Source organism: Tenacibaculum soleae, assembly GCF_030549005.1.
Taxonomy (GTDB): domain Bacteria; phylum Bacteroidota; class Bacteroidia; order Flavobacteriales; family Flavobacteriaceae; genus Polaribacter; species Polaribacter soleae.
The window spans coordinates 426,661-450,414 of the sequence record NZ_JAUOSW010000001.1 but is presented as its reverse complement, the minus strand read 5'-3'; the positions used below and the strand labels follow the sequence as shown (position 1 = coordinate 450,414).

25 protein-coding genes and 1 tRNA gene are annotated in these 23,754 nt (G+C 29.8%); 19 read left to right on the top strand and 7 right to left on the bottom strand.

What is annotated here, in order from left to right:
- Nucleotides 1-45: 45 nt before the first annotated feature.
- The 9 genes from Q4586_RS02030 (at nucleotide 46) to Q4586_RS01990 (ending at nucleotide 8,758) form a co-directional block, all read left to right on the top strand.
- A complete protein-coding gene (locus Q4586_RS02030) occupies nucleotides 46-1,815 on the top strand; it encodes a MutS-related protein (protein ID WP_303525867.1) in 1,770 nt (589 codons plus the stop codon).
- A gap of 67 nt (nucleotides 1,816-1,882) precedes the next feature.
- Nucleotides 1,883-2,875, top strand: a complete 993-nt coding sequence (gene moaA / locus Q4586_RS02025; protein ID WP_303525865.1) for a GTP 3',8-cyclase MoaA — start codon at nucleotides 1,883-1,885, stop codon at nucleotides 2,873-2,875.
- A 72-nt stretch (nucleotides 2,876-2,947) separates the two neighbouring features.
- Nucleotides 2,948-4,186 carry a molybdopterin molybdotransferase MoeA gene (locus Q4586_RS02020; protein WP_068702143.1) on the top strand — a complete coding sequence of 413 codons (1,239 nt, stop codon included), beginning with the start codon at nucleotides 2,948-2,950 and terminating at the stop codon, nucleotides 4,184-4,186.
- A gap of 85 nt (nucleotides 4,187-4,271) precedes the next feature.
- Nucleotides 4,272-4,748 carry a cyclic pyranopterin monophosphate synthase MoaC gene (moaC, locus tag Q4586_RS02015; RefSeq protein WP_068702141.1) on the top strand — a complete coding sequence of 159 codons (477 nt, stop codon included), beginning with the start codon at nucleotides 4,272-4,274 and terminating at the stop codon, nucleotides 4,746-4,748.
- Nucleotides 4,741-5,856, top strand: a complete 1,116-nt coding sequence (locus tag Q4586_RS02010) for an NTP transferase domain-containing protein (protein ID WP_068702139.1) — start codon at nucleotides 4,741-4,743, stop codon at nucleotides 5,854-5,856. Before moaC ends, Q4586_RS02010 begins: the two co-directional genes overlap by 8 nt.
- Nucleotides 5,849-6,337, top strand: coding sequence for a hypothetical protein (locus tag Q4586_RS02005; RefSeq protein WP_068702137.1), 489 nt, complete (start codon nucleotides 5,849-5,851; stop codon nucleotides 6,335-6,337). The genes Q4586_RS02010 and Q4586_RS02005 overlap by 8 nt, the downstream gene beginning before the upstream one ends.
- A gap of 144 nt (nucleotides 6,338-6,481) precedes the next feature.
- Nucleotides 6,482-6,919: an ATP-dependent zinc protease family protein gene (locus Q4586_RS02000; RefSeq protein WP_068702135.1), complete on the top strand. Its 438-nt coding sequence runs from the start codon at nucleotides 6,482-6,484 to the stop codon at nucleotides 6,917-6,919.
- A complete protein-coding gene (gene rimK, locus Q4586_RS01995) occupies nucleotides 6,919-7,794 on the top strand; it encodes a 30S ribosomal protein S6--L-glutamate ligase (RefSeq protein ID WP_068702133.1) in 876 nt (291 codons plus the stop codon). The genes Q4586_RS02000 and rimK overlap by 1 nt, the downstream gene beginning before the upstream one ends.
- Nucleotides 7,784-8,758: a succinylglutamate desuccinylase/aspartoacylase family protein gene (locus Q4586_RS01990; RefSeq protein ID WP_068702131.1), complete on the top strand. Its 975-nt coding sequence runs from the start codon at nucleotides 7,784-7,786 to the stop codon at nucleotides 8,756-8,758. The genes rimK and Q4586_RS01990 overlap by 11 nt, the downstream gene beginning before the upstream one ends.
- A gap of 71 nt (nucleotides 8,759-8,829) precedes the next feature.
- Here the strand turns inward: Q4586_RS01990 and corA are convergent, their stop codons facing one another.
- Nucleotides 8,830-9,885, bottom strand: coding sequence for a magnesium/cobalt transporter CorA (gene corA, locus Q4586_RS01985; protein ID WP_303525860.1), 1,056 nt, complete (start codon nucleotides 9,883-9,885; stop codon nucleotides 8,830-8,832).
- 716 nt (nucleotides 9,886-10,601) lie between these two features.
- Here corA and Q4586_RS01980 point away from each other — a divergent pair.
- The 3 genes from Q4586_RS01980 to Q4586_RS01970 are packed head-to-tail and all read left to right on the top strand — an operon-like array spanning nucleotide 10,602 to nucleotide 11,561.
- Nucleotides 10,602-10,931, top strand: coding sequence for a hypothetical protein (locus Q4586_RS01980; protein WP_068702127.1), 330 nt, complete (start codon nucleotides 10,602-10,604; stop codon nucleotides 10,929-10,931).
- 17 nt (nucleotides 10,932-10,948) lie between these two features.
- Nucleotides 10,949-11,323 carry a hypothetical protein gene (locus Q4586_RS01975; protein ID WP_303525857.1) on the top strand — a complete coding sequence of 125 codons (375 nt, stop codon included), beginning with the start codon at nucleotides 10,949-10,951 and terminating at the stop codon, nucleotides 11,321-11,323.
- Entirely contained in the window at nucleotides 11,313-11,561 is a 249-nt protein-coding gene (locus Q4586_RS01970; protein WP_068702123.1) for a hypothetical protein, read from the top strand. The genes Q4586_RS01975 and Q4586_RS01970 overlap by 11 nt, the downstream gene beginning before the upstream one ends.
- 31 nt (nucleotides 11,562-11,592) lie before the next feature.
- Here the strand turns inward: Q4586_RS01970 and Q4586_RS01965 are convergent.
- Nucleotides 11,593-11,674, bottom strand: a tRNA-Leu gene (locus Q4586_RS01965).
- Nucleotides 11,675-11,797: 123 nt separating this feature from the next.
- Between Q4586_RS01965 and Q4586_RS01960 the strand changes: the two genes are divergently transcribed.
- The 3 genes from Q4586_RS01960 to pth all read left to right on the top strand — a co-directional run bounded on the left by Q4586_RS01960 (nucleotide 11,798) and on the right by pth (nucleotide 14,021).
- The gene (locus tag Q4586_RS01960) at nucleotides 11,798-12,739 is read left to right on the top strand and encodes a ribose-phosphate pyrophosphokinase (protein ID WP_068702121.1); all 942 of its coding nucleotides are present in this window, start codon (nucleotides 11,798-11,800) and stop codon (nucleotides 12,737-12,739) included.
- A 17-nt stretch (nucleotides 12,740-12,756) separates the two neighbouring features.
- Nucleotides 12,757-13,341, top strand: a complete 585-nt coding sequence (locus Q4586_RS01955) for a 50S ribosomal protein L25/general stress protein Ctc (protein WP_068702119.1) — start codon at nucleotides 12,757-12,759, stop codon at nucleotides 13,339-13,341.
- Nucleotides 13,342-13,454: 113 nt separating this feature from the next.
- Entirely contained in the window at nucleotides 13,455-14,021 is a 567-nt protein-coding gene (gene pth / locus Q4586_RS01950) for an aminoacyl-tRNA hydrolase (RefSeq protein WP_068702117.1), read from the top strand.
- A gap of 45 nt (nucleotides 14,022-14,066) precedes the next feature.
- Here pth and Q4586_RS01945 read toward each other — a convergent pair whose 3' ends face one another.
- From Q4586_RS01945 to mutS, 5 genes are all read right to left on the bottom strand, one after another.
- On the bottom strand, nucleotides 14,067-14,516 hold the full coding sequence (locus Q4586_RS01945; protein ID WP_068702115.1) for a 6-pyruvoyl trahydropterin synthase family protein: 450 nt from the start codon (nucleotides 14,514-14,516) through the stop codon (nucleotides 14,067-14,069).
- Nucleotides 14,517-14,621: 105 nt separating this feature from the next.
- Nucleotides 14,622-14,777 (bottom strand): hypothetical protein, encoded by a 156-nt coding sequence (locus Q4586_RS01940; protein WP_176714944.1) that lies wholly within the window; start codon nucleotides 14,775-14,777, stop codon nucleotides 14,622-14,624.
- A gap of 12 nt (nucleotides 14,778-14,789) precedes the next feature.
- Nucleotides 14,790-15,557, bottom strand: a complete 768-nt coding sequence (locus Q4586_RS01935; protein ID WP_303525981.1) for an enoyl-CoA hydratase/isomerase family protein — start codon at nucleotides 15,555-15,557, stop codon at nucleotides 14,790-14,792.
- Nucleotides 15,558-15,580: 23 nt separating this feature from the next.
- The gene (locus Q4586_RS01930; protein ID WP_303525846.1) at nucleotides 15,581-16,915 is read right to left on the bottom strand and encodes an MATE family efflux transporter; all 1,335 of its coding nucleotides are present in this window, start codon (nucleotides 16,913-16,915) and stop codon (nucleotides 15,581-15,583) included.
- 5 nt (nucleotides 16,916-16,920) lie between these two features.
- Complete coding sequence (gene mutS, locus Q4586_RS01925) at nucleotides 16,921-19,530, bottom strand: DNA mismatch repair protein MutS (RefSeq protein WP_303525843.1); 2,610 nt, start codon at nucleotides 19,528-19,530, stop codon at nucleotides 16,921-16,923.
- Nucleotides 19,531-19,633: 103 nt separating this feature from the next.
- On the opposite strand from mutS, the gene Q4586_RS01920 reads away from it, so the two are divergent.
- From Q4586_RS01920 to Q4586_RS01905, 4 genes are all read left to right on the top strand, one after another.
- Nucleotides 19,634-20,164: an RNA methyltransferase gene (locus tag Q4586_RS01920; RefSeq protein ID WP_068702105.1), complete on the top strand. Its 531-nt coding sequence runs from the start codon at nucleotides 19,634-19,636 to the stop codon at nucleotides 20,162-20,164.
- 201 nt (nucleotides 20,165-20,365) lie between these two features.
- On the top strand, nucleotides 20,366-20,515 hold the full coding sequence (locus Q4586_RS01915) for a hypothetical protein (RefSeq protein ID WP_303525840.1): 150 nt from the start codon (nucleotides 20,366-20,368) through the stop codon (nucleotides 20,513-20,515).
- Between the two features lie 69 nt (nucleotides 20,516-20,584).
- Nucleotides 20,585-22,426: a tetratricopeptide repeat-containing sensor histidine kinase gene (locus tag Q4586_RS01910; protein ID WP_068702103.1), complete on the top strand. Its 1,842-nt coding sequence runs from the start codon at nucleotides 20,585-20,587 to the stop codon at nucleotides 22,424-22,426.
- Nucleotides 22,419-23,096 (top strand): response regulator transcription factor, encoded by a 678-nt coding sequence (locus tag Q4586_RS01905; protein ID WP_068702101.1) that lies wholly within the window; start codon nucleotides 22,419-22,421, stop codon nucleotides 23,094-23,096. The genes Q4586_RS01910 and Q4586_RS01905 overlap by 8 nt, the downstream gene beginning before the upstream one ends.
- Nucleotides 23,097-23,754: the final 658 nt, after the last annotated feature.

Sequence of the window (23,754 nt, the reverse complement as noted above, 5' to 3'; positions counted from 1 at the left end):
TACCTAGCTATATGTACATTTACACTAATATTTATTTACCATACAATGCAACAACCAATTCCTTTTTACAAAGAAGAAATCAATAGTTTAAATACCGTTTTAACTGGGTTAAAAAAACGTTTACTTACAACTCGTTTACTACGTCTTTTTGCCTTCTTAACCATTTCTTTATCAGCCTATATAGCTTTTACAAAAAATAACTTATACTTTATTATAAGTGTTATCTCTTTAATCGCTTTTGTTTATTTAGTAACAAAACACTTACGTTTAAAGCAAACAAAAAGTATCATAGAAGCTAAACTGACTATTAATAAAACAGAAATAGCCGTTTTAAATGGTACATTTTCTGACTTAGAGAGTGGAAAAGAGTTTATAAACCCCGAGCATTATTTTAGCAATGATATCGATCTGTTTGGTATTGGCTCTTTCTTTCAATACATAAACAGAACGGCAACCAACGAAGGAAAAAAGCTATTAGCTACTGTTTTAACAAGTAACGATATTAACAGTATTGAAGAAAAACAAAAAGTAACACAAGAACTTGCATTAAAAGTAAAATGGCGTCAACATTTTACGGCTGTTGCTAGTTTAATAAACACAAAAACGGCAATACCTATTATTGTAAAATGGGTGCATTCTTATGAGCAGAAACTCCCTACTTTCTTAACACTGTTTTCGTATATTTTTTCTGCTATTTCAATTGTTTTAATTGGCTTATTAAGTTTTGATGTCATTACGTTTTCTGTACTTTTAATCTGGTTTATAATTGGTTTAATAACTACTGCTTTCTTTTTTAAAAACATTCAAGAATTAGCCACTGAAACTACCAAAGCAAAAGAAACTTTTAATCAATACCATCAGTTATTAGCGCAAATAGAAAACGAAGAATTCACCAATTCGACATTAAAAAACAAACAAGCAAAAATTCAACAAAAAAACAAAAAGGCATCTACTATATTTAAAGAGTTTTCTAAAATATTAGATGCTTTCGATCAACGTAATAACATTATTATTGCTATTATTGGTAACGGACTTTTTCTTTGGGATATTCGCAATACCATTAAAATAGAAAATTGGATTACAACTTACAAAAGCACTGTTGAAGAATGGTTTAATGTTGTTTCTTTTTTTGATGCACAAAACTCGTTAGCAAATTTTGTTTTTAATAAACCTGAATATGTATTTCCTATTATAAATAACGAAAAATCAGTTTTAAATGCAGTGAATTTAGGACATTCTTTATTAAATGCCACTAAAAGAATAGACAATGATTTTGTAATAGATAATGAAGAATTTTTTATTGTTACTGGAGCAAATATGGCAGGGAAAAGCACTTTTTTAAGAGCTGTTTCGTTAGCAATTGTAATGTCTAATAATGGTTTACCAATATGTGCTGAAAAAGTAAAATACAATCCGGTTAAATTAATTACAAGTATGCGAACTTCAGATTCTTTAAGCGATGATGAATCTTACTTTTATGCCGAACTTAAACGTTTAAAATTTATCGTAAACAAAATTAAAACAGAAAATTATTTTATCATTTTAGATGAAATATTAAAAGGAACAAATAGTAAAGACAAAGCAATCGGTTCTAAAAAATTTGTTGAAAAACTTAACAATTCTAAATCAACTGGAATTATTGCTACACACGATGTGAGTTTATGTGAATTATCAACAGAATATCAAACAATTGAAAACTATTATTTTGATGCTGAAATAATTGATAACGAGTTAAATTTTGATTACAAGATGAAAAACGGCGTATGTAAAAACATGAACGCCTCTTTTTTATTAAAAAAGATGGAAATAATTTAATTTTGTTTCTCGTAAACTATGATAAATGACATGAAAAAATTGCAGCATTAAACCGTATATTTGTTAGATGAGCAAACTTATCGACAATTTTGGCAGACAAATTAACTATGTGCGACTTGCTGTTACCGATCGTTGTAACCTACGTTGTCAATACTGTATGCCTGCTAACGGCATTGATATTGTACCACGAAAAGAGTTACTCACCTATAAAGAAATGTACCGAGTTATTCGCGTGCTTACCGAGTTAGGTGTTAATAAAGTTAGGCTAACTGGTGGCGAGCCTTTTGCTCGTAAAGATTTTATGTCGTTTTTAGACATGTTATCTTATAACGACTTGTTAGAGGTGATTAATATTACTACAAACGGAGCATTAGTTGCTAATCATATTGAAACTTTAGAAAAATTAGAGAAAATAAAAAACATAAATTTAAGTATTGATAGTTTAGACACTCATAAATTCGCAAAAATTACTCGCCGCGATGTATTTCCAGAAGTGTATAAAACTTTTGAATTATTAGAACAAAGTTCATTAAGTTTAAAGCTAAACGTTGTGGTACAATCAGGTTTTAATACTGATGAAATTAATGATTTTGTTGGATTGACTAAAGATAAAAATATTGCCGTTCGTTTTATTGAAGAAATGCCTTTTAATGGAAAAGGACAGCGAGAAATTGGTGAAAATTGGAATTACCACAAAATTTTAGAAGAAATAAAATCTGAATATTCTGTAACAAATATAGTTTCAGAAAAATCATCTACTTCTAGAAATTTTTCTATTGAAAATCACATAGGTAGCATCGGAATTATTCCTGCATTTACACGTACAATTTGTAACGATTGTAATCGAATAAGAATTACCTCAACTGGTACTTTTAAAAATTGTTTATTTGATGATGGTGTTTTTAACTTGCGTGATTTTATAAGAAAAGGCGCAAGTAATGACGATTTAAAAAAACTTTTTTTATCATTGATAAAAGAAAAACCTGAAAATGGTTTTGTAGCCGAAGCAAACCGTAAAAAAGGAAGTGTTACTGAAAGTATGAGTACTATTGGTGGGTAACTTAATGTGTCTATTAATTTAAAAATATAACAATACGTTATTCTGAACTTGTTTCATAATAACATCAAGAATATGATTTCAGTACAAAAAGCAAAAAATATAATATTAAGTAAAACCCAAGATTTCGGAACAGAAGAAATTCCGTTTATACAATCAGTTGGTCGAATTTTAAAAGAAGATATTGTTGCTGATAGAGATTTTCCGCCATTCAATCGTGTAGCAATGGACGGAATTGCCATCAACTTTTCTTATTTTAAAAAAGGGCAACGAAATTTTAACATAGAAGGTATTCAACCTGCCGGAAGCGAGCAATTAACAATGCAAAAAAGTGAAAATTGCATTGAAGTAATGACCGGTGCTGTATTACCCAATAATTGTGATACCGTAATTAGATATGAAGATGTAATTATTAACAACGGTATTGCCACCATTACTGTTGATATTATAAAAGACAAACAAAACATTCATGTTAAAGGGTCTGATAAAACTCAAGGACAACTTTTAATACACAAAAACATTGTTATTTCTCCTGCTGAAATTGGAGTTTTAGCCACCGTAGGAAAATCGATGATAAAAGTTGCCAAACAACCCAAAGTGATGATTATTTCTACGGGTGATGAATTGGTTGAAGTTGATGAAAATCCGTTAGCCCATCAAATTCGCAGAAGTAATGTTTATACTTTAGTTGCTTTATTAAAAGAATTAAACATTTTTTCTGAAACTGCACATATTACCGATGATAAAACCATTTTAAAAGAAAAAATAAACAACTATTTACAACAGTATGATGTATTGCTTTTTAGCGGTGCAGTAAGTAAAGGTAAATTCGATTTTTTACCCGAAGTTTTAAGTGAATTAGGCGTTAAAAAGTTGTTTCATAAAGTTGCTCAAAGACCCGGAAAACCTTTTTGGTTTGGTACCAGTGATGCTTTAAACATTAGTGAGCAGCATGTTTATCAGAATAAAAAAAACAAAACAGTTGCCTTTGCTTTTCCTGGCAATCCGGTTTCAACTTTTGTAAATTGTTTAGTGTATTTTTATCCGTGGTTAAAAAAATCTATCGGAATTTCATCCGAAGAAAAAACAGCTATTTTAACTGAAGATGTAAACTTTAAACCCAACTTAACTTACTTTTTACAAGTTAAAATTGAAAATACAAACGGACAAGTATTTGCAACTCCAATAAGAGGAAATGGTTCTGGTGATTTAGCTAGTTTAACAAAAGCTGATGGATTTTTAGAACTACCAAAAACAACAAAAAACGAATTTAAACAAGGAAGTGTTTATCCTATAATTAGATATAAAAGATAACTTCTCTATACAATTGTCAGTTCGAGTGGTTTTATTGAAATGATAATGGAAATAAAAGCGTATCGAGAATCATAGCATATAAAAAATGAACAAATTCACCCACATAAACGAGCAGAATCAACCTAAAATGGTGAATGTTTCTGATAAGAAAATCACCAAACGAACTGCGATTGCAAAAGCAACCATGTTTTTAGGCGCTGAAATAGTTTCTCATTTTAAAAATGATGATTTAATCACCAAAAAAGGCCCTGTTTTTCAAACCGCAATTATTGCAGGGATTCAAGCCGTAAAAAAAACATCTGATATTATTCCGATGTGTCACCCCTTATTAATTAATGGCGTTGATATTGACATTGAAATTATTGATAACGAAAATTTAGAAGTTTTTTGTAAAGTAACTATCGAAGGTAAAACAGGAGTTGAAATGGAAGCTCTAACGGGCGCTTCGGCAACTTGTTTAACAATTTATGATATGTGTAAAGCCATCAGTCAAAAAATGGTAATTAAAGAAATAAAATTAGTAACAAAAACAGGTGGTAAATCAGATATTAACAATGGGTAAAAAGCATCAAAAACACGCAAATATTACTAAAAAACAAAATGATACTTATGCCGTAAATGAGGTTGCTATTTTAGGAACTAAATGTGGAGTGATTGCGGATTTAGTTACAAAAGTATCTACAAAATTATCGAACTATAATTTAGCATATTTTGATGCATCACATGCTAAAAATGCTGCTGATAATGTTTTTACTGAATATACTTTTCATCACGAAGGAAATGTGCAAATAAACACAACATCAATAATAAATAAATTTGAACAACGCTTGCAATTTGTAAATCATGATTTTGTGTTTATCAACGGTAATCATTATCAAGGTGCCAAACAAATTTTAATTTTAGATGATGAAAAAGAAGCATCTATCAAAAAACGCTTAGATCAAATTACCAACATCCAATTTATTGTAAAACTAAATCCTGATACCAAAATTTTTGAATGTTTGGTTGAAAAATTTCCACAGATAAAAAACATTACAAGTTATAACATTAATGATATTAATGATATTACAAATCACATTGAAAATTTAATAAAAGAACATATTGCTCCTGTAAACGGATTGGTTTTAATTGGCGGAAAAAGTACCCGAATGGGAACCGATAAATCTGAGTTAGATTATTACGGGAAACCTCAAAAATTATATGTTAAAGAATTACTTGAAAACAATAATTTGAAAACCTATTTTTCTGTACGCGAAAACTCAGAAAAAAACGATGAAATACATGATACTTTTTTAAACCTTGGCCCTTTTGGCGGAATTTGTTCTGCTTTTCAAAAAAATCCAAATTCGGCTTGGTTAGTTTTAGCTACTGATATTCCTTTTGTAAATGAAGCCTTGATTCAATTATTATTACAAAAACGGAATCCAAGTAAAATAGCCACAACAATTAAAGGTAAAAACAAAGAATTTCCAGAGCCTTTAATTACCATATACGAACCAAAGGCGTACACTAAATTATTACAATACTTAGCTCAAGGATATTCTTGCCCACGAAAAATGTTAATTAATGCAGACATTGAGATTATCCAAGTAGATGATAACTTAATTAGAAATATTAATACTCCTGAAGAATTTAATATTGCTAAAAAAGAGATTAAAAACTATGAGTAAATTAGTAATAATAAAAGGCGGCCAAAAACATTTTATCTTTCGGTTTATGGCTGCCATTCTTTATGCTTTTGCCGTTTTTATTTTAGTGAAGTTTTTTATCAACACCCAAATATCAACTATCGAAAATTATACCATTTCCTTTTTACATGTTCTAGAAATGGAAATTTATGTTATAACACTTGCATTGTTAGCTTCTGTTGTAAATAATCATCATTTTAATCTTAAAGCGAAAACATATCGTAAATACTATTCTGTTGGCCCTTTAGGTTACGGAAAATGGCAAAATATAAGTGACCTTACTTACGTATCTATTTATTTAAACAATAATGATATTTACGAAGTAATTATTTGGGATAAAAACAATGATCGTTTTAAAGTTTCATTTCATAAATTAGAAAAAGATGCTATAGAAACAGCAAAATATGTAGCAGATAAATTAAGTATTGATTATTACACGAAATCAGTTGACAAGTTATTTTAAAAACACGATACTTATAAAACAGTGTAATTTTAAATGTTTCAAATGGAAAATAAATAACAATAAATAGCACTAATTTTTGATGAAAATTTTATATTTTTTTATCAATAACTATTAGTAATTTTACTATTCATATTTTATATAAAAATGAAAATTGTAATTGGTAGGATAGACAAAGCTGATTTTCCTGAATTATCTCTTTCGGGAATAGATTTAAAAATAGATTCAGGTGCATATACATCCTCTATACACTGTACAAAAATTGAAGAAATTAAAATTGATGGAGATAATTTTATTAAATTTACATTATTAGACCCAGAACATTCCTTGTATAATAATAAGGAATTTACAACAAAAAATTATACCTCTAAAGTTGTTAAAAGCTCGAACGGGATTTCTGAAACACGTTTTTTAATTAAAACTGAAATATTTATTTTTAATACATTATTCCCAATCCACTTAACTTTAACAGAAAGAAAGGATATGAAGTTTCCGATATTATTAGGTAGGAAATTTCTGAATAAAAAATTTATTATAGACACAGCAAAAAAGAATTTATCTCACAAATTAAAATATAAAGAATAATGAAAATTGTAATTTTATCTAGAAACCCAAAATTATACTCTACAAGTAGGCTAGTTGAAGCCGCTGAGAAAAGAGGTCATGAAGTTTTGGTCGTAGATCACTTAAAATGCAATATTGAAATTGAAAAAAAAGCACCTAAAATATTTTATAAAGGAGAATATTTAGATGATATCGATGCGATTATACCTAGAATCGGTGCTTCGGTAACCTTTTATGGTACAGCTGTAATTCGTCAATTTGAAATGATGAAAATTTTTAGTGCTGTTTCGTCTATTGGCTTGGTAAGATCTAGAGATAAATTAAGTAGTTTACAAATTTTAGCAAGAGCTGGTGTTGGTTTACCAAAAACTGTTTTTACGAATTACACAAAAGATGTAGAACATGTTGTAGAATCTGTAGGTGGCGCTCCTTTAGTATTAAAATTATTAGAAGGTACTCAAGGTTTAGGAGTTGTTTTAGCAGAAACAAAAAATGCAGCAACGTCTGTATTAGAAGCTTTTAACGGCTTAGGAGCAAGAGTAATTGCTCAAGAATTTATTAAAGAAGCAGGCGGAGCAGATATAAGAGCTTTTGTAGTAGACGGTAAAATTATTGGAGCTATGAAACGTCAAGGAAAAGAAGGAGAATTTCGCTCTAACTTACACAGAGGTGGAAATGCATCTATCATAGAATTAACAGATGAAGAAGAAAAAACAGCTTTAAAAGCAACAAAAGCGTTAGGTTTAGGTGTGGCTGGTGTAGATATGCTGCAATCATCTAAAGGACCTTTGGTACTAGAGGTTAATTCATCTCCAGGTTTAGAAGGAATTGAAACTGCTACAGGAAAAGATATTGCTAAAGAAATTATACGTTATTTAGAATTAAATGTTGAATAAACCTTTTGTTCTTTTAGGGAAAGAAATACCCAAAGGGCAACGCACTGTTTTAGATTTAAAAATTGCCAAATTACATACCAGAACAACTGTAAGTGTTCCTATAATTATTGAGCGCTCTAACAAGCCAGGCCCTGTAGTTTTATTACTTGCGGGTATTCATGGTGATGAAACTAATGGTGTTGGAATTATTAGGGAAATCATCAGTTTAGGTATTAACAAACCTGAAACAGGAACTATAATTTGTATTCCTGTTTTTAATATTTTTGGGTATTTAATTCAAACTAGAGAGTTTCCTGACGGAAGGGATTTAAACAGAATGTTTCCTGGAACTGTAAATGGCTCATTAGCCAGTCAGTTTGCCTATCAATTTACCAAAGAAATAGCGCCTTTTGTAGATTATGTAATAGATTTTCATACTGGTGGTGGTGATCGAGACAATATTGCGCAAATAAGATGTAGCAAGGGTGATGAAAAGGCCTTAGAATTGGCGAAAGTTTTTAATCCGCCAATGATTGTTTTTTCTAACAACATAAAAAAATCTTTAAGAGATACATTACATAAAATGGGTAAAACTGTTTTGCTTTTTGAAGGTGGAAAATCAAAAGATTTAAATCCCACTATTATTAATGAAGGTGTAAATGGAACAAAAAATATATTGATTCATCTAGGTATGATTAAAGGTGAAATTACCGTTAGGGCTACTCCCGTTTTTGTACATAAAGCAAAATGGTTACGCGCATCAGATTCTGGGATGTTTAAAGTAGTTGCAAAAAACGGAACCTTTGTAAAAAAGAAAGAGATTTTAGGTATTATTCAAGACCCTTTTGGTGAATTTAAAAAAGTGGTTTATGCGCCATTTAATGGCCATATTTTTTGCATCAATAAAACACCTATCGTAAATAAAGGAGATGCTTTGTTTCATTTAAGTATAGAGCAATCTGTTGTTTCCAACGACAACTTGTAAAACTTACAATTGGCACCTACCTCCAATCACATTATAAATTATCAAAGTTTATAATATGATTGGAAGTAGCTTTAAAACCATTTTTTTCTTTTAAAGAAATATAACAATCCAAAGAAAATAAAAATCATAAAGCCCCACAAAATATAATATCCGTTCTCATAATGTAATTCTGGAATATTATCAAAATTCATCCCGTAAATACCTGCAATAAAAGTTAATGGAATAAATATGGTAGAAATTACAGTTAATACTTTCATTACCTCGTTCATCCTATTACTAACACTTGTCATGTACATGTCCATCAATCCCCACAACATATCTCTATATATTTCTATGGTCTCAATAACCTGAATTGTGTGGTCATATAAATCTCTAAAATAATTTAGCGTTTTAGTTTTTACTAGTTTACTTTCGGCTTTTTCAAGTTTACTAACAATCTCTCTTAATGGAAAAATAGAGCGTCTAATTTTTAAAGCTTCTTTTTTTAACGCCTGTATTTCTTTAACAGTATCGTTATTGGGATTTGTAAACAAAAGTTCTTCTAAACTTTCGACTTTCTCACCCATGGTTTCTATAATTAAAAAATAATTGTCTACCACAGCATCCATTAAAGCATATAATAAATAATCAGAACCATTGCTTCTTATAATACCTTTTGATGCTCTAATCCGTTCTCTGATACCATCAAAAACATCTTCTTCAGATTCTTGAAAAGAGAGTACATATTTATCACCAAGTATAATACTAATGTGTTCTACTTTTAAATGTTGGTTTGTATCATAGTACAACATTTTAAAAACTACAAAAATATAATCGTCATATTCATCTATTTTTGGACGCTGATTTATATTCACAATATCCTCTAATATTAAAGGGTGTAGTTTATAATGGTTTCCGATTTTTTGAATAGACTCTGAGTTATTAAGTCCGTTTATATTTATCCAGGTAGTAGTATCTGTTTCTTTATAACTAAAACAAGCTTCAATTTTATTTATTTTTTTTTCCTCTAAACTATCTTTTGTATAATCAAAGGTGTTAATAAATAACTGAGTATTTTCTTTTGTACCTGTATAAGTAATTGTTCCAGGAGGAAGACCTATTTTGCTTTTAAATTTAGATTTTCTCATTTAAATAAGTTAAATACTATCACATCATAAACATTTCATCTTCTTCTATACAATGTGTTAAACTCTATTGTGTAACTATTAGGGTGTTTTACAAAACATAAATTAAATAAACCTACACAAAAGTAATCATTATCATCCTAACACAATTAAGTGAAAATTCATTTCTGTGAATAATTAATTCGTCTGATAAGCTTTAAATTTAATAAATAAAAAGCTTATCAGACTATCGTAAATAGGTAAAACTGAAATTAACTATGTACAATATTCTACACAGTTTTTATTTTTTGTGTTAAATTTAAGTTCAAGATTTCTCTTTACTACATACTCTTTCAAACTTCTCAATCCATTTTTATTATAAATACTTAAAGAAAGAGACACCGTTATTAATCTAATATAAGGTTTTAAAAAATTAGATATAAAAAACAACATTAATTTTACCCTACTAACCTCTATTTATTTTTATTTTATCTAAATTAAAACACTAAAAATTAACATTTTTAGTCATATGTTAATTTTTTTAAGATAAAAATCCATTATTTACTTATTATATATTATAAATGTAAACACTTCAATTTCAACCACTAAGAACAAATACATTTTCCTTAACAAAAAAGATTTAAAAAATAATATTGTGTAACATAATGATACTATAGTGCAATATATTAACAACAAATAAGCCTTAAATTTGAATTTATCACAATAGATAAAACCTAACTTTGGAATTAAAAGAACTATTAAAAGAAACGAAATCAAAAGCCATATTCCTTTTAAAAAACGATGGAGAAACTATTGATTTTTACCCTAAAAAAAACGTTTTAGGTGATTTACAAGATAAAATAGCAGTATTTAAAGCTACTATTTTTAATATGAGTAATCATTTTTTTAGCAATTATTTTAATACTGATTTAAAAGAAATCATATTAAAATCTAACAATGAGAATATACTTATAATTAAGCACAACGAATATATTTTGTGTTTTTTATCTGACAAAAGTATAAATGTTGGTTTATTAGAACATCTATTAAAAAAAGAATTTAATCAATAACTATAAACTCAAACGAAATGCAACAAATTTTAGACGACTTAGTAAAAAACGTAAAAGAAAACATTTCTGGATACATAGGGATTAGCGTAGCTGAAATGGCTTCAGGAGAATCACTAATTTCTGACTCTGCTTTAGACGGTTTTGACCCTGCTCTAGCTTGTGCCTACAATGTAGAAATTATTAACTCCAAACGTAAAGCAATGAAATCTTTAGGTTTAAATGAAAACTTAAACGACATTCATTTCAATTTAGACAGTCAAATACACATTATTAACATTTCGCCTAGTGGTGATTATTTTGTTTATTTAGCTGTAGATTCTAAAAAAGCAAACTTAGCGCTTACTAGAACACTTTTAAACAAATATAAACAAGAGCTAAACAATGAGCTATAATGCCATTGATTTAACTAATTATAATTTTGAGGACACATTTATTAATTTTATAAATAAATATCAAGATATTTATACAAAAAAGGTTCTGCAAAATGCAACAGCTCCCCCAGGAGTACAAAAAACTACTTCAGAGAAAAGAGATATTAAAGCAATACTTGAAGATTTCTTTTTTTCTCCAAAATATGATAATCTTTTGGACGCTATAGGTTTTGGAAATACAAAAATTATAGAAAATTAAAAAAAGCGAGAAAAATTTCTCGCTTTTTTTGTACTCGAGGCGGGAATCGAACCCGCACTCTCGAAAGAACTGGATTTTGAATCCAGCGCGTCTACCAGTTCCGCCACTCGAGCATTATAAAGAGAATGCAAATCTATAAAATATTTTAATTAATTCATTTAAATAACTTTTAAACTCTTAAAATAGTTTTACTTTTGCACTAACAACAACACTAACAAAAACAAAAACTACTTTAAATGGCTGTAAATCAATTAAGCCCAAAAATATTTGCTTGTTCTCAAAGTATTGAACTTGCTAAAAACATTGCAAAAGAATACGGAGTTTCACTTGGTAATGTAATAACTACTCACTTTAGTGATGGTGAATTTCAACCAGCTTTTGAAGAATCTATACGTGGAAGGCGTATATTTTTAATCGGTTCAACATTTCCATCTGCAGATAATTTAATGGAAATGCTATTAATGTGCGATGCTGCTAAACGAGCATCTGCAAGACATATTACTGCCGTTATGCCTTATTTTGGGTGGGCACGTCAAGACAGAAAAGACAAACCTCGTGTTGCTATTGGTGCAAAATTAGTTGCAAAATTATTAGAGTCGGCTGGAGCTACTAGAATAATGACTATGGATTTACACGCTGATCAAATTCAAGGCTTTTTTGAAAAACCTGTTGATCACTTATTTGCTTCAACAATTTTTCTTCCTTATGTAAACAGCTTAGGATTAGATAACCTTACCATTGCCTCTCCTGATATGGGTGGATCTAAGAGAGCTTATGCATATTCAAAATACTTAGAAAGTGATGTTGTTATTTGTTATAAGCAACGTGAAAAAGCTAATGTTATTTCTCACATGGAATTAATCGGAGATGTAAAAGGTAAAAATGTAATTCTTGTTGACGACATGATTGATACCGGAGGTACACTTACAAAAGCTGCAGATTTAATGATAGAAAGAGGTGCATTAAGCGTACGCGCTATTTGTACACACCCAATACTTTCAGGAGATGCTTATGATAGAATTCAAAACTCACAACTAACCGAACTAATTGTTTCAGATACAATTCCTTTAAAAAAGAATGTATCTAAAATAAAAGTAGTATCTTGCGCCACTTTATTCGCTGATGTGATGCATAAAGTTCAAGATAACACATCAATTAGCGATGAATTTTTAATGTAAATAAATATAAAAAAGTAATGAAATCAATTACAATCAACGGATCACAAAGAGAAAGCGTAGGTAAAAAAGCAACAAAAGCCTTACGTAATGCTGGAAAGGTTCCTTGCGTATTATACGGAGGAGATAAGCCTGTTCATTTTTCAGCGGAAGCAAAATCGTTCAAGCCATTAGTTTATACTCCAGATGTATATACTGCTACGATTGAATTAGATGGTGCAAAATACACAGCTGTATTACAAGACATCCAATTTCACCCAGTAAATGACAGTATTTTACACGTAGACTTCTACCAATTATTTGACGATAAAATGGTAACTATGGATATTCCTGTACGTTTAGTAGGTACATCTAAAGGTGTTATGATTGGTGGAGCTTTACGTCATAATTTACGTAAATTAAAAGTAAAGGCATTACCAGCTAACTTACCTGACTTTATCCAAGCAGATATTACTGAATTAGAAATTGGTAATAAACTATATGTTACTGAGTTAAAAAACGAAGCTTATACGTTTTTACACCCAGACAACACAGTAGTTGCTCAAGTACGTATGTCGCGTAACGCAACGAAAGCTGCAACTGAAGAGGAAGAAGCTGAAGCATAAAAATAGCAAAACTATTTTAATAAAAAAGCGTTACCATTGTGTAACGCTTTTTTTATTTTTGATAAATAATTGTTATTTAAAACAAAACTAAAAAGATATAGATAGTAAATCTGATGAAAAAATTCTTAATCGTAGGCTTAGGTAATATTGGCGAGAAATACCATAACACACGCCACAATATAGGCTTTAAAATAGTAGATGCTTTTGTAAAAGAGTATAATACTACTTTTGAAACCGATAAACTTGGTGATATTGCTAGACTAAAAATCAAGGGAAAAACTGTTATTGTTTTAAAACCAAGTACCTATATGAATTTAAGCGGTAAAGCAGTAATGTATTGGATGAAACAAGAAAACATTCAAGTAGAGAATCTATTAGTAATTACTGATGATTTGAATATCGATTTTGGTACACTTCGAATAAAAGGAAAAGGAAGTTCTGGTGGACACAATGGGTTAAAGGATATTCAAGAAAAATTTAATACTGGTGCCTATCCTCGTTTTCGATTTGGTGTTGGTGCTGATTACGGTAGAGGTCGCCAGGTAGATTATGTATTAGGTCAATGGAATAAAGAAGAAGAAAGCGAAATGATTGAACGCATACCTACTTCAGTTAACGCAATAACTTCATTTATAAATGCTGGCTTAGCAAACACAATGAACGCCTTTAATGGTAAATAAATTATAATAAAAAAGGCTCAAAAATTAAATTTTAAGCCTTTTTTATTAATTATCACTAGCAAACCACTCGGCAAAGCTAGTTTCGGTTTCTTGAAGTTTTAATGAAAATAATTTAATATTATCAGGAAGTCTTTTCTGAATTTTATCAGCAAAATCAATAACCATCATCTCACTTGTTGGCTGATAATCTACTAAAATAACATGATGATCTCGAGCTTTTAATTCCTTAGCTAACTCAACATGTGGTGTATTTTGATTAAATACCGTAGCATGATCAAAAACATCTACAATTTCTTCTATTACAATTTTCTTTAAATCGCCAAAATCTATGACCATTCCGTATTTAACATTTGATACATCTGTAATTGGTTGTCCAATTACCGTTACTGAAAGCTTATAACTATGCCCATGAACATTTTTACATTTACCATCGTAACCATACAATGCGTGTCCAGTTTCAAAAGAAAACTGCTTCGTAATTCTGATATTAGCCACTATCTTTTAAATTTTTTATTACTTCTATATTTATTGTAAAAATACACAATTGCAACTCCTGCTGCTAATATTGCAAATAAATAATCTCCTCCCATAATATATATTTTATTCGCCGAAAGTACGAATTTGTTTTACAATTTTAGTCAATAACCACACGAAACCTACTGATAATAAAATTCCGATAAGCACCGATAGTGTTGGATGCTGTGCTATCCATTTTCCTACCTCATACCCTGTTTTATATGCGTCACTTTTTTCCATCTCTAAAGATAATTATTTTTTAAACTTTGATAACGCTTTTTTTGTAAAGTCAGACAACACCAATTTTCCTGAAGTTTCAGCTCTTTCTAGCAACAAGTCCTGCCAAGGCTCAGTTCCTTTCCATAAAGCTTTTTTCATTTCTGATAAAGCTTCTGGGTTATACGATGCTATTTTTTCTGACAACACCTCAACTTCAGTATCTAAATCGTTACTATTTTCAAAAACGCGGGCATATAAACCTTTTTCTTTTGCCCAATATGCATTTTTCCAACTTGTAGCATCTAAAGTTAATTCTGCCAATCCACTTACACCTATTTTACGTTCTACGGCAGGCGCAATTACAAAAGGACCAATACCTATGGTAAATTCAGAAAGTTTAATAGAAGCATGCTCAGTTGCCAATACATAATCACAAGCAGCTGCCAAACCAACACCTCCACCAACGGTTTTTCCTTGCACACGACCAATAATTAATTTTGAACAACGACGCATGGCGTTTATCACATTTGCGAAACCTGAAAAGAATGCTTTTCCGTCTTGTAAATTATCAATTGCAACTAGTTCGTCAAAAGAAGCACCGGCACAAAAGGCTCTATTTCCTTCAGATTTTAATACAATTACAGCAACCTCATCATTGTTTGACAAGTTGTCAAATTCATTTGCCAAACGCGCTAATAATTCACTAGGAAATGAATTACTTGCCGGATGCCCAAATTCAACAGTAGCTATTTTATTATCAATTCGTGTATATAAACTTCCGTTTTGTCTTGTTGTAGTCATTGATTTTGATTGTTTTTTCAAAATTACGTTTTTTGAGCTAAGGGTAAAAACTTTCTTCTAAACTTAACAATTAATGGTATCGATCGGGCAATCATCCAAAGAAAAAAGGCAATCCAAATTGCATGTAACTTGTAATTAAAATAATCAAAAATTAGTAATGTAGGTACAAATACAAAAGTGGTTGCGAGTAACAGTAGGTTTCTTAAAAACTTCATTTCGCCCATTCCTTTAAACATACCATCGTAAATAAAGGCAATTGCACAGATAGGTTGCATTAATAAAATTAGCCAAAATGTGTTATAAAACTCAATTAAAACTTCAGTTTCTTTTGTAAAAATGGTTCCGATATACTTATATAAAACAACCCCTATAACTGCTAAAAACAAACCAAATATAAAACCATACTTAATCAATCTATTTCCTAAAACAATTAATGATTCGTATGCTTTTGCGCCTAATAATTTACCTGACAAGATATTTCCTGCGGATGAATATCCATCAATCATAAAAGCGCCCATCAACCATAAATTAAACCCAATTGTATAGGCAGCAATATAGGCATCGCCATAATTTGTTGCGTAGGATGTACCAAAATACAAGGCAATATTTAAAGCAATAGTTCGTACAAATAAGTTTAAAACCATCGTAATAAAGCGTGGTATTTCTTTATTAAAAGGCAGCTGTAACTTTAAGGAAATTGTTGTTGTTTTTACTAATAAAAGTACTGACATTAACGCCATAATAATTTGCGCTATTACACTTGCATATGCGGCTCCTTGAATATTCATTGCTGGGATGACCCCTTCAATTCCATACACTAAAACAATGTCTAATAAAATATTTACAACGGTACCTACTAATGCAATTAACATTGGGTAATAGGTATTTTGTAAACCTCTAAAAGTTCCAAAAATAGCTATGGTAAGTAGTGTAAACGGAAAACCAAATACTCTAATTTTATAATATGCAATTGAATATTCTAATATTACCCCTGAAGCATTGTAAAATTTAAAAATTTCTTCGGCAAACGGGTAACTAATTGCTAAAACAAGCACACTTATACTTACTACAATAAAAATAGCTTGCGCAGGTAAATTTTTAACCTCATCTATTTTATTCGCTCCTAAGTATTGCGATATAATTGATGAAATTCCGCTACGTATTTGTCCAAATACCCAAATTAACATTGATAAAAATGCACCTACAATTCCAATAGCAGCAATGCTTTGCGTACTATTATGAGTTATATTTCCTACAATAGCTAAATCTGCCGTAGAAAGCAGTGGCTCTGCAACACCTGCTATTAAAGCTGGAAAAGCAAGTTTATTAATATTTTTAAAGCTTATATCGTGTTGCAATATTTTTATTTTTTTACCAACATTCGTTTAATTTCATTCAACTTCATTAAAGCTTCAATTGGTGTAAGTGTATCAATATTGGTTGCTAAAATTTCTTCGCGAATATCTTCTAATAAAGGATCGTCTAACTGAAAAAAGCTCATTTGCATTTCTTCATGCTGCGACTCTTTTAGCACCTCTTTTACTTCGGTATTCGATTGATTTTCTTCTAACTTTTTTAATATTTTTTCAGCTCTGTGGATTACCATATTTGGCATTCCTGCTAACTTTGCAACATGAATACCAAAACTGTGATTGCTACCACCAGCCACTAATTTACGTAAGAAAATAATACTATCTTTTAACTCTTTTACAGAAACATTAAAGTTTTTTATACGTTTAAACGTACTCGTCATTTCATTTAACTCATGATAATGCGTAGCAAACAATGTTTTTCCTTTTGATGGATGTTCGTGTAAATATTCGGCAATAGCCCAAGCGATTGAAATTCCGTCATAAGTAGATGTTCCACGACCTATTTCATCTAACAATACCAAACTACGTTCAGAAATATTATTTAAAATAGAGGCTGTTTCATTCATTTCAACCATAAAGGTAGATTCGCCCATCGAAATGTTATCACTGGCACCTACTCTAGTAAAAATTTTATCAACAATACCAATTCTAGCATTTTGAGCTGGCACATAACTTCCCATTTGAGCCAATAAAACAATTAAAGCAGTTTGACGCAATATTGCCGATTTACCCGACATATTGGGCCCGGTAATCATAATTATTTGTTGCTGATTACGATTTAAAACCACATCGTTAGCAATATACTCTTCACCTATCGGAAGTTGTTTTTCAATTACAGGGTGACGACCATTTTTAATTTCAATATCTGTGCTTTCATCTATAATCGGACGTACATAATTATTATCCATCGCTAAAGTGGCAAAAGATAATAAACCGTCTATTTTAGCTACATTCTGTGCATTTTGTTGCACAGGTTGTACAAAACCGATAATAAATTGGACTAATTTTGCAAAAATTTCGGTTTCTAGCTGCTGAATTTTTTCCTCAGCCCCTAAAATTTTTGCTTCATACTCTTTAAGTTCTTCCGTAATATATCGCTCAGCATTTACCAACGTTTGTTTACGAATCCATTCTTCAGGAACTTGGTCTTTATAACGATTTCTAACTTCAATATAATAACCAAAAACGTTGTTAAACGCTATTTTTAAACTCGAAATACCAGTTCTTTCCGTTTCACGAGCCAACATTTTATCTAAATACTCTTTTCCTGAGTTAGAAATGTTACGCAACTCATCTAACTCGGTAGAAACTCCACTTGCAATAGCATTTCCCTTATTAATATTTACAGGAGCATCCTCTAATAAACTCTCGGTAATTTTATCAATCAATATCTTACAATCATGTAATTGTTTTCCGATTTCATTAACCGCTTTGTTCTTGCTTTTTTCTGCGGATATTTTTATCGGTAAAATTGCTTTCAGCGAGTTTTTTAATAAGATAACTTCTCTTGGCGAAACCTTACCTGTAGCTGCTTTTGATATTAATCGTTCAATGTCAGAAATTTGTTGTAGTTGATACGTTACCGTTTCATAAAAAGCATCATTATCAATTAAAAACTTAACCAATTCGTGTCGTTGTTGTATCTGTGATAAATCTTTTAAAGGCAATGCCAACCAACGCTTTAATAATCGTCCGCCCATTGGCGAAATGGTTTTATCAATAATGTTTAAAAGCGAAACCGAGTTTACATCATTACCACCATATAACTCTAAGTTTTTAACGGTAAATCTATCCATCCACACATAATTATCTTCCGCAATTCTGCTAATAGATTGTATGTGTTCTATTTTATTATGTTGTGTTTCTGACAAGTAATACATGGCAGCTCCACCAGCTATAATTCCACTTTCTAACTCAGCAATTCCAAATCCTTTTAAGGTTTTAACTTTAAAATGATTTTGTAATAATTCGGTACCATATTCTTTTTGAAAAACCCAATCATCTAAATAAAATGTATGAAAACGATTGGTAAATAACTCTAAAAATCGCTGCTTGTATTTTTTTTCTACTAAAACTTCACTTGGTGTAAAATTTTGTAATAATTTATCAATATATTCTTCGTTTCCTTGCGCAATTAAAAACTCACCTGTTGAAACATCTAAAAATGATACTCCAACATTTTTTTTAGCAAAATGAACTGCCGCTAAAAAGTTGTTAGATTTTGATTGTAACACCTCATCATTTAACGCAACTCCAGGAGTAACCAACTCTGTAACACCACGTTTTACGATAGTTTTTGTCATTTTAGGGTCTTCTAACTGATCGCAAATGGCAACTCTTAATCCTGATTTTACTAACTTAGGCAAATAGGTATTTAACGAATGATGCGGAAAACCTGCCAAGGCTGTTTCACTTTCGCTACCAGCACCTCTTTTGGTTAAAATAATTCCTAAAACTTCGGATGCTTTTACAGCATCTTCTCCAAAGGTTTCGTAAAAATCACCCACTCTAAAAAGCAACATTGCATCCGGATATTTTAGTTTAATACCGTTGTATTGTTTCATCAATGGTGTTACCTTTTTTGCCTTTGTTTTTGCCAAGTTTATGGATTTTTTGGATTAGTTTTGCGAAGATATAAAAGTTTAGAGTTTCTTTTGTTTCAAGTTATTCACAACTTTATATTTTCAGCTTAAAAACAAACGCATGAGAAAATTAAAAAACAACGAATTAGGACGATTATCGGTTGATGAATTTAAACAAACTGAAAAAACACCGATCATTGTGGTGTTAGACAACATTAGAAGTTTAAATAATGTAGGATCGGTTTTTAGAACTTCGGATGCTTTTTTAATTGAAAAAATATACTTGTGCGGAATTACAGCTACTCCACCCAACAAAGAAATTCATAAAACAGCTTTAGGTGCCACAGAATCTGTTGCATGGGAATATGTAGAAGATACTTTAACGTTGGTTACTAAATTAAAAAACGATGGTGTTTTTGTAGCTTCAATAGAGCAAGCTGAAAACAGTACTATGCTAAATGATTTTATTCCTAAAAAAAATCAGAAATATGCAATTGTAATGGGTAATGAGGTAAAAGGAGTACAACAAGAGGTTGTTTCAACTTCTGATGCATGTATTGAAATTCCACAATTAGGCACTAAACACTCTTTAAACATATCGGTAAGTTGTGGTGTTGTTCTTTGGGATTTATTTAATAAGATGACTTCATAACGTGTCATTACGAGAGAAGAATGAACGAAGTAATCTCTCGATTAAAAACTCCTAAGCTAAAGATTGCTTCGTGCCTCGCAATGACGAAGAAAGAAGCAGTATCATAAAAAACAGCTAATTTTTTTTGTTTTTTATTTAAAACAAGCTAATTTAGTTGCCTTAATTAGTCCCCCACTAAAATTTTTAACTAAAATTATTATTATGAAAAACAAAAAATTACAAGAAGTGGAAATGACATCAAACTCTGTTGTTGCAGATAATCCAAAAACTGGTGGTGGTGGTAACAACACTGGTGGTACAGGTAATACTGGCGGTGGTACTAGTGGTGGTGACGGGGGTGATAAAGTATAAATTCTTCAAGAAGAAATTAAAATAAAACCATTACTTTTGAATAGTAATGGTTTTATTTTATAATTAAAAATGAACAAGCTTATTTATTTTTTTGTTTTTTACTCTTTTTTACTTGTTTCACAAGAAAAAAGGAGTATTAATTCTATTGAAACAAAAGAAAAACTTATAGAAATAGGTAGGCAAGCATATTTTAAAAAAAACCTACCTTATTTATTAAATACAATTACGCAAGTTGACTCTTTATATAAAAAAACGAAAGATTCTACTTTACTCGCAAAATATTATCATTTCAAAGCTCTGCAAAACAAACTTACTTATACTAACGATAGTGCTTTTTACTATTATCAGCTTTCTAAAAATATTTCTATAAAAATAAATGATTCATTAGCAACAGGAAGACGTTTATTAAGTCTTTCCATACTTCAAAAAGAAGCTAAAGATTTTTTAGGAAGTGAAATAAGCTCTATTGAAGCTTTACAGTATTTAGAATTTATAGAACCTTCCGTCTATTTAGGAAGAATTTACAATAATTTAGGTGTTATTTCAGAAGAACTTAATCAAGAAAAAAATGCTATTCAATACTATACTAAATCCTTAAATAATAATAATAAAGTTAAAGATAAGCGTAATTATTTATTTACAATAAATAATTTAGGGCTACTATATCAAAAGAAAAAACATCATCATAAAGCTATTTCTTATTTTAAAAAAGGGCTAGAATTTAATAAAATTAAAGAGAAATATCCAGAACACTATGCTTTACTATTAGAGAACTTAACCTTTAGTAAAAACTCTATTAATAAGAAAGAAAAAACATTAGATAAATATAACGAAGTATTAAAAATCAGAAATAAGTTAAAAAAATATATAGATCTATCTGTAACACATATTAATATATCAAATTATTATAGAGCACTTAATCAAAATGAAAAAGCTATGTTTCACTCAAATGAAGCATTGAGATACGCTAAACAAACTCACAACAACAACAGTTGGTTAGAAGCGCTACAAAACCTTTCAGATTTAACATCTGGAGAACAATCAAAAAAATATTTACAAGAATACATCTATTTAAACGATAGTTTATTTCAAAAAGAGCGACAATTAAAAAATCAATTTGCTAAAATTAGATACGAAACTGATAAAAAAGAAAAAGAAAACACCGTTTTAAAAACTGATAATATAAAAAAACAAGCAGAAATAACTTATCAAAAACAACAAACTACTATTGGTTGGTTAGTAGCTGCAAGTGGTTTATTATTATTTGGGGTAAGTATCTTATTTTATTTCTTTAGAAAAAGAAAACTATTATACTTTGCGCAACTAGAAAGAGTTAAAGCAAGAGAACATGAACGACAGCAAATTGCAAAATCATTACACGATGAGGTGGCTGGAGATTTGCGTTTATTGCATCAAAAATTAGAAAAATCAAATTTATTAGAAGAAGCTAAAAAATTAGATACCGTTAAAGAAAACGTACGTAATTTATCACATCAATTAAGTAGCATTAGTTTTGGTAAAGTTTCGTTTAAAGATCAGATAATTAATTTAGTAAGCGATTATTTTGAACTAGATTTTAGGATAACTGTTGCAGGTTTACAAGAAAACGAATGGCATACTATAAATGATGCTATTAAACGCTTATTATATTTAAGCACTCGTGAAAGTATACAAAACAGTAAAAAATATGCACAAGCAAGTAAAATAAGTATTGATTTTACAGTACATAAAAAATATGTACATTTGACCATTGCTGATAATGGTATTGGTTTTGATACCGCTATTAGTAAAAAAGGAATTGGTTTACAAAACCTACAAGAACGTGTTGAAGAGTTAAACGGCTCTCTAAATATTGAAAGCGAAATAGGTAACGGAATCAAAACTAGCATACAAATCCCCATAAATGTCTAGACAAACAAAAATACTTTTAGTTGACGATCATCAATTAATTATCGAAGGAATTCTTTCGTATTTAAAAGATATTGATAATTTAGAAATAGTAACTGCAAATTCTTGTGATGAAGCTTTTTCTAAAATAAAAACAGCACTTCATAGCAATCCGTTTCATATTGTTTTTACCGATTTAAGTTTTGACAACAATAACGGAAATGTTATTTTAGATGGCGGTGAAGCTTTAATAAAAGCTATTCAACAAAAAGAAATTGATATAAAAACTGGTGTAATTACTGGTCATTCAGAAACAAATCGTGTTTTTAATGTTATTCATAACTTAAACCCTTCTGCTTATATTTTAAAAGGAAATTGTAGTACAGATGAATTAACTTTTGCAATTCAAAAAATGTTAAAAAATGAAGTGTATTACACCCATGAAATACATCAAAAACTTTTAAAAAGAGCATTAGTTGAAATTCAAATGGATGAGATTGCCATTCAAATTTTAAAAGAGCTACCAAACCATGCTAAAATTGCCAATTTAGAAGGTATTATTAAAAAAACAGATGGTTCTTTAATTAAAATACGGTCTATAGAGAGTAAACTAGCCAAACTTCGCACCGATTTACAAGCGCATAACAATACAGATCTAATATTAAAAGCCAAAGAATTAGGTATTATTGATTAACCATACGGTAAACTACACTTTTTTTTGCGGTAATTACATTTTTTAAACACAGTGTTTATTATAGATTTGCTGTATAGTTTAATACTATATGGGGAAATTGAGAAAAGAAAAATCAAAATAAACCTTTCGGGCACTACTGAAAGGTTTATTTTTTTTTACAAAAACACCACCACGGAAACACACATTTTTTTTTGCGGTAATTACATTTTTAAAACAAAAAAACCACTATATATTTGTAACATCAAATTTTCGACTATATGGGGATAAAAACGAAAAAATGATATTTAAGGGGAATAACCTTCTAGAAATTTCTAGGAGGTTTTTTTATTTAAAAAAAAGTTAAAAAACTAATATTCAATTAAATACTGAGTAAAAACACAGTTTTTTTTGCGGCAATCCCTTTTATAAATTTAAAATACTGTTATATATTTGTAATGTTCTTTTGAACAAAATTTAGGGGGTATTAATTAAATTTTTAAAAAAATGGGGATTTTTTTATTAAAGAAAACTACACGTGTTTTTAACGAGTTCTTATCAACTTTATCTGAGTTAGGTAAAGGTGCTGGTTACGCTTTAAAACACTAGTGTTAGTAAACTTAAGGGGTAAAAACCTTCTTGATTAAAATTATCAAGGAGGTTTTTTATTACACAAAATTTA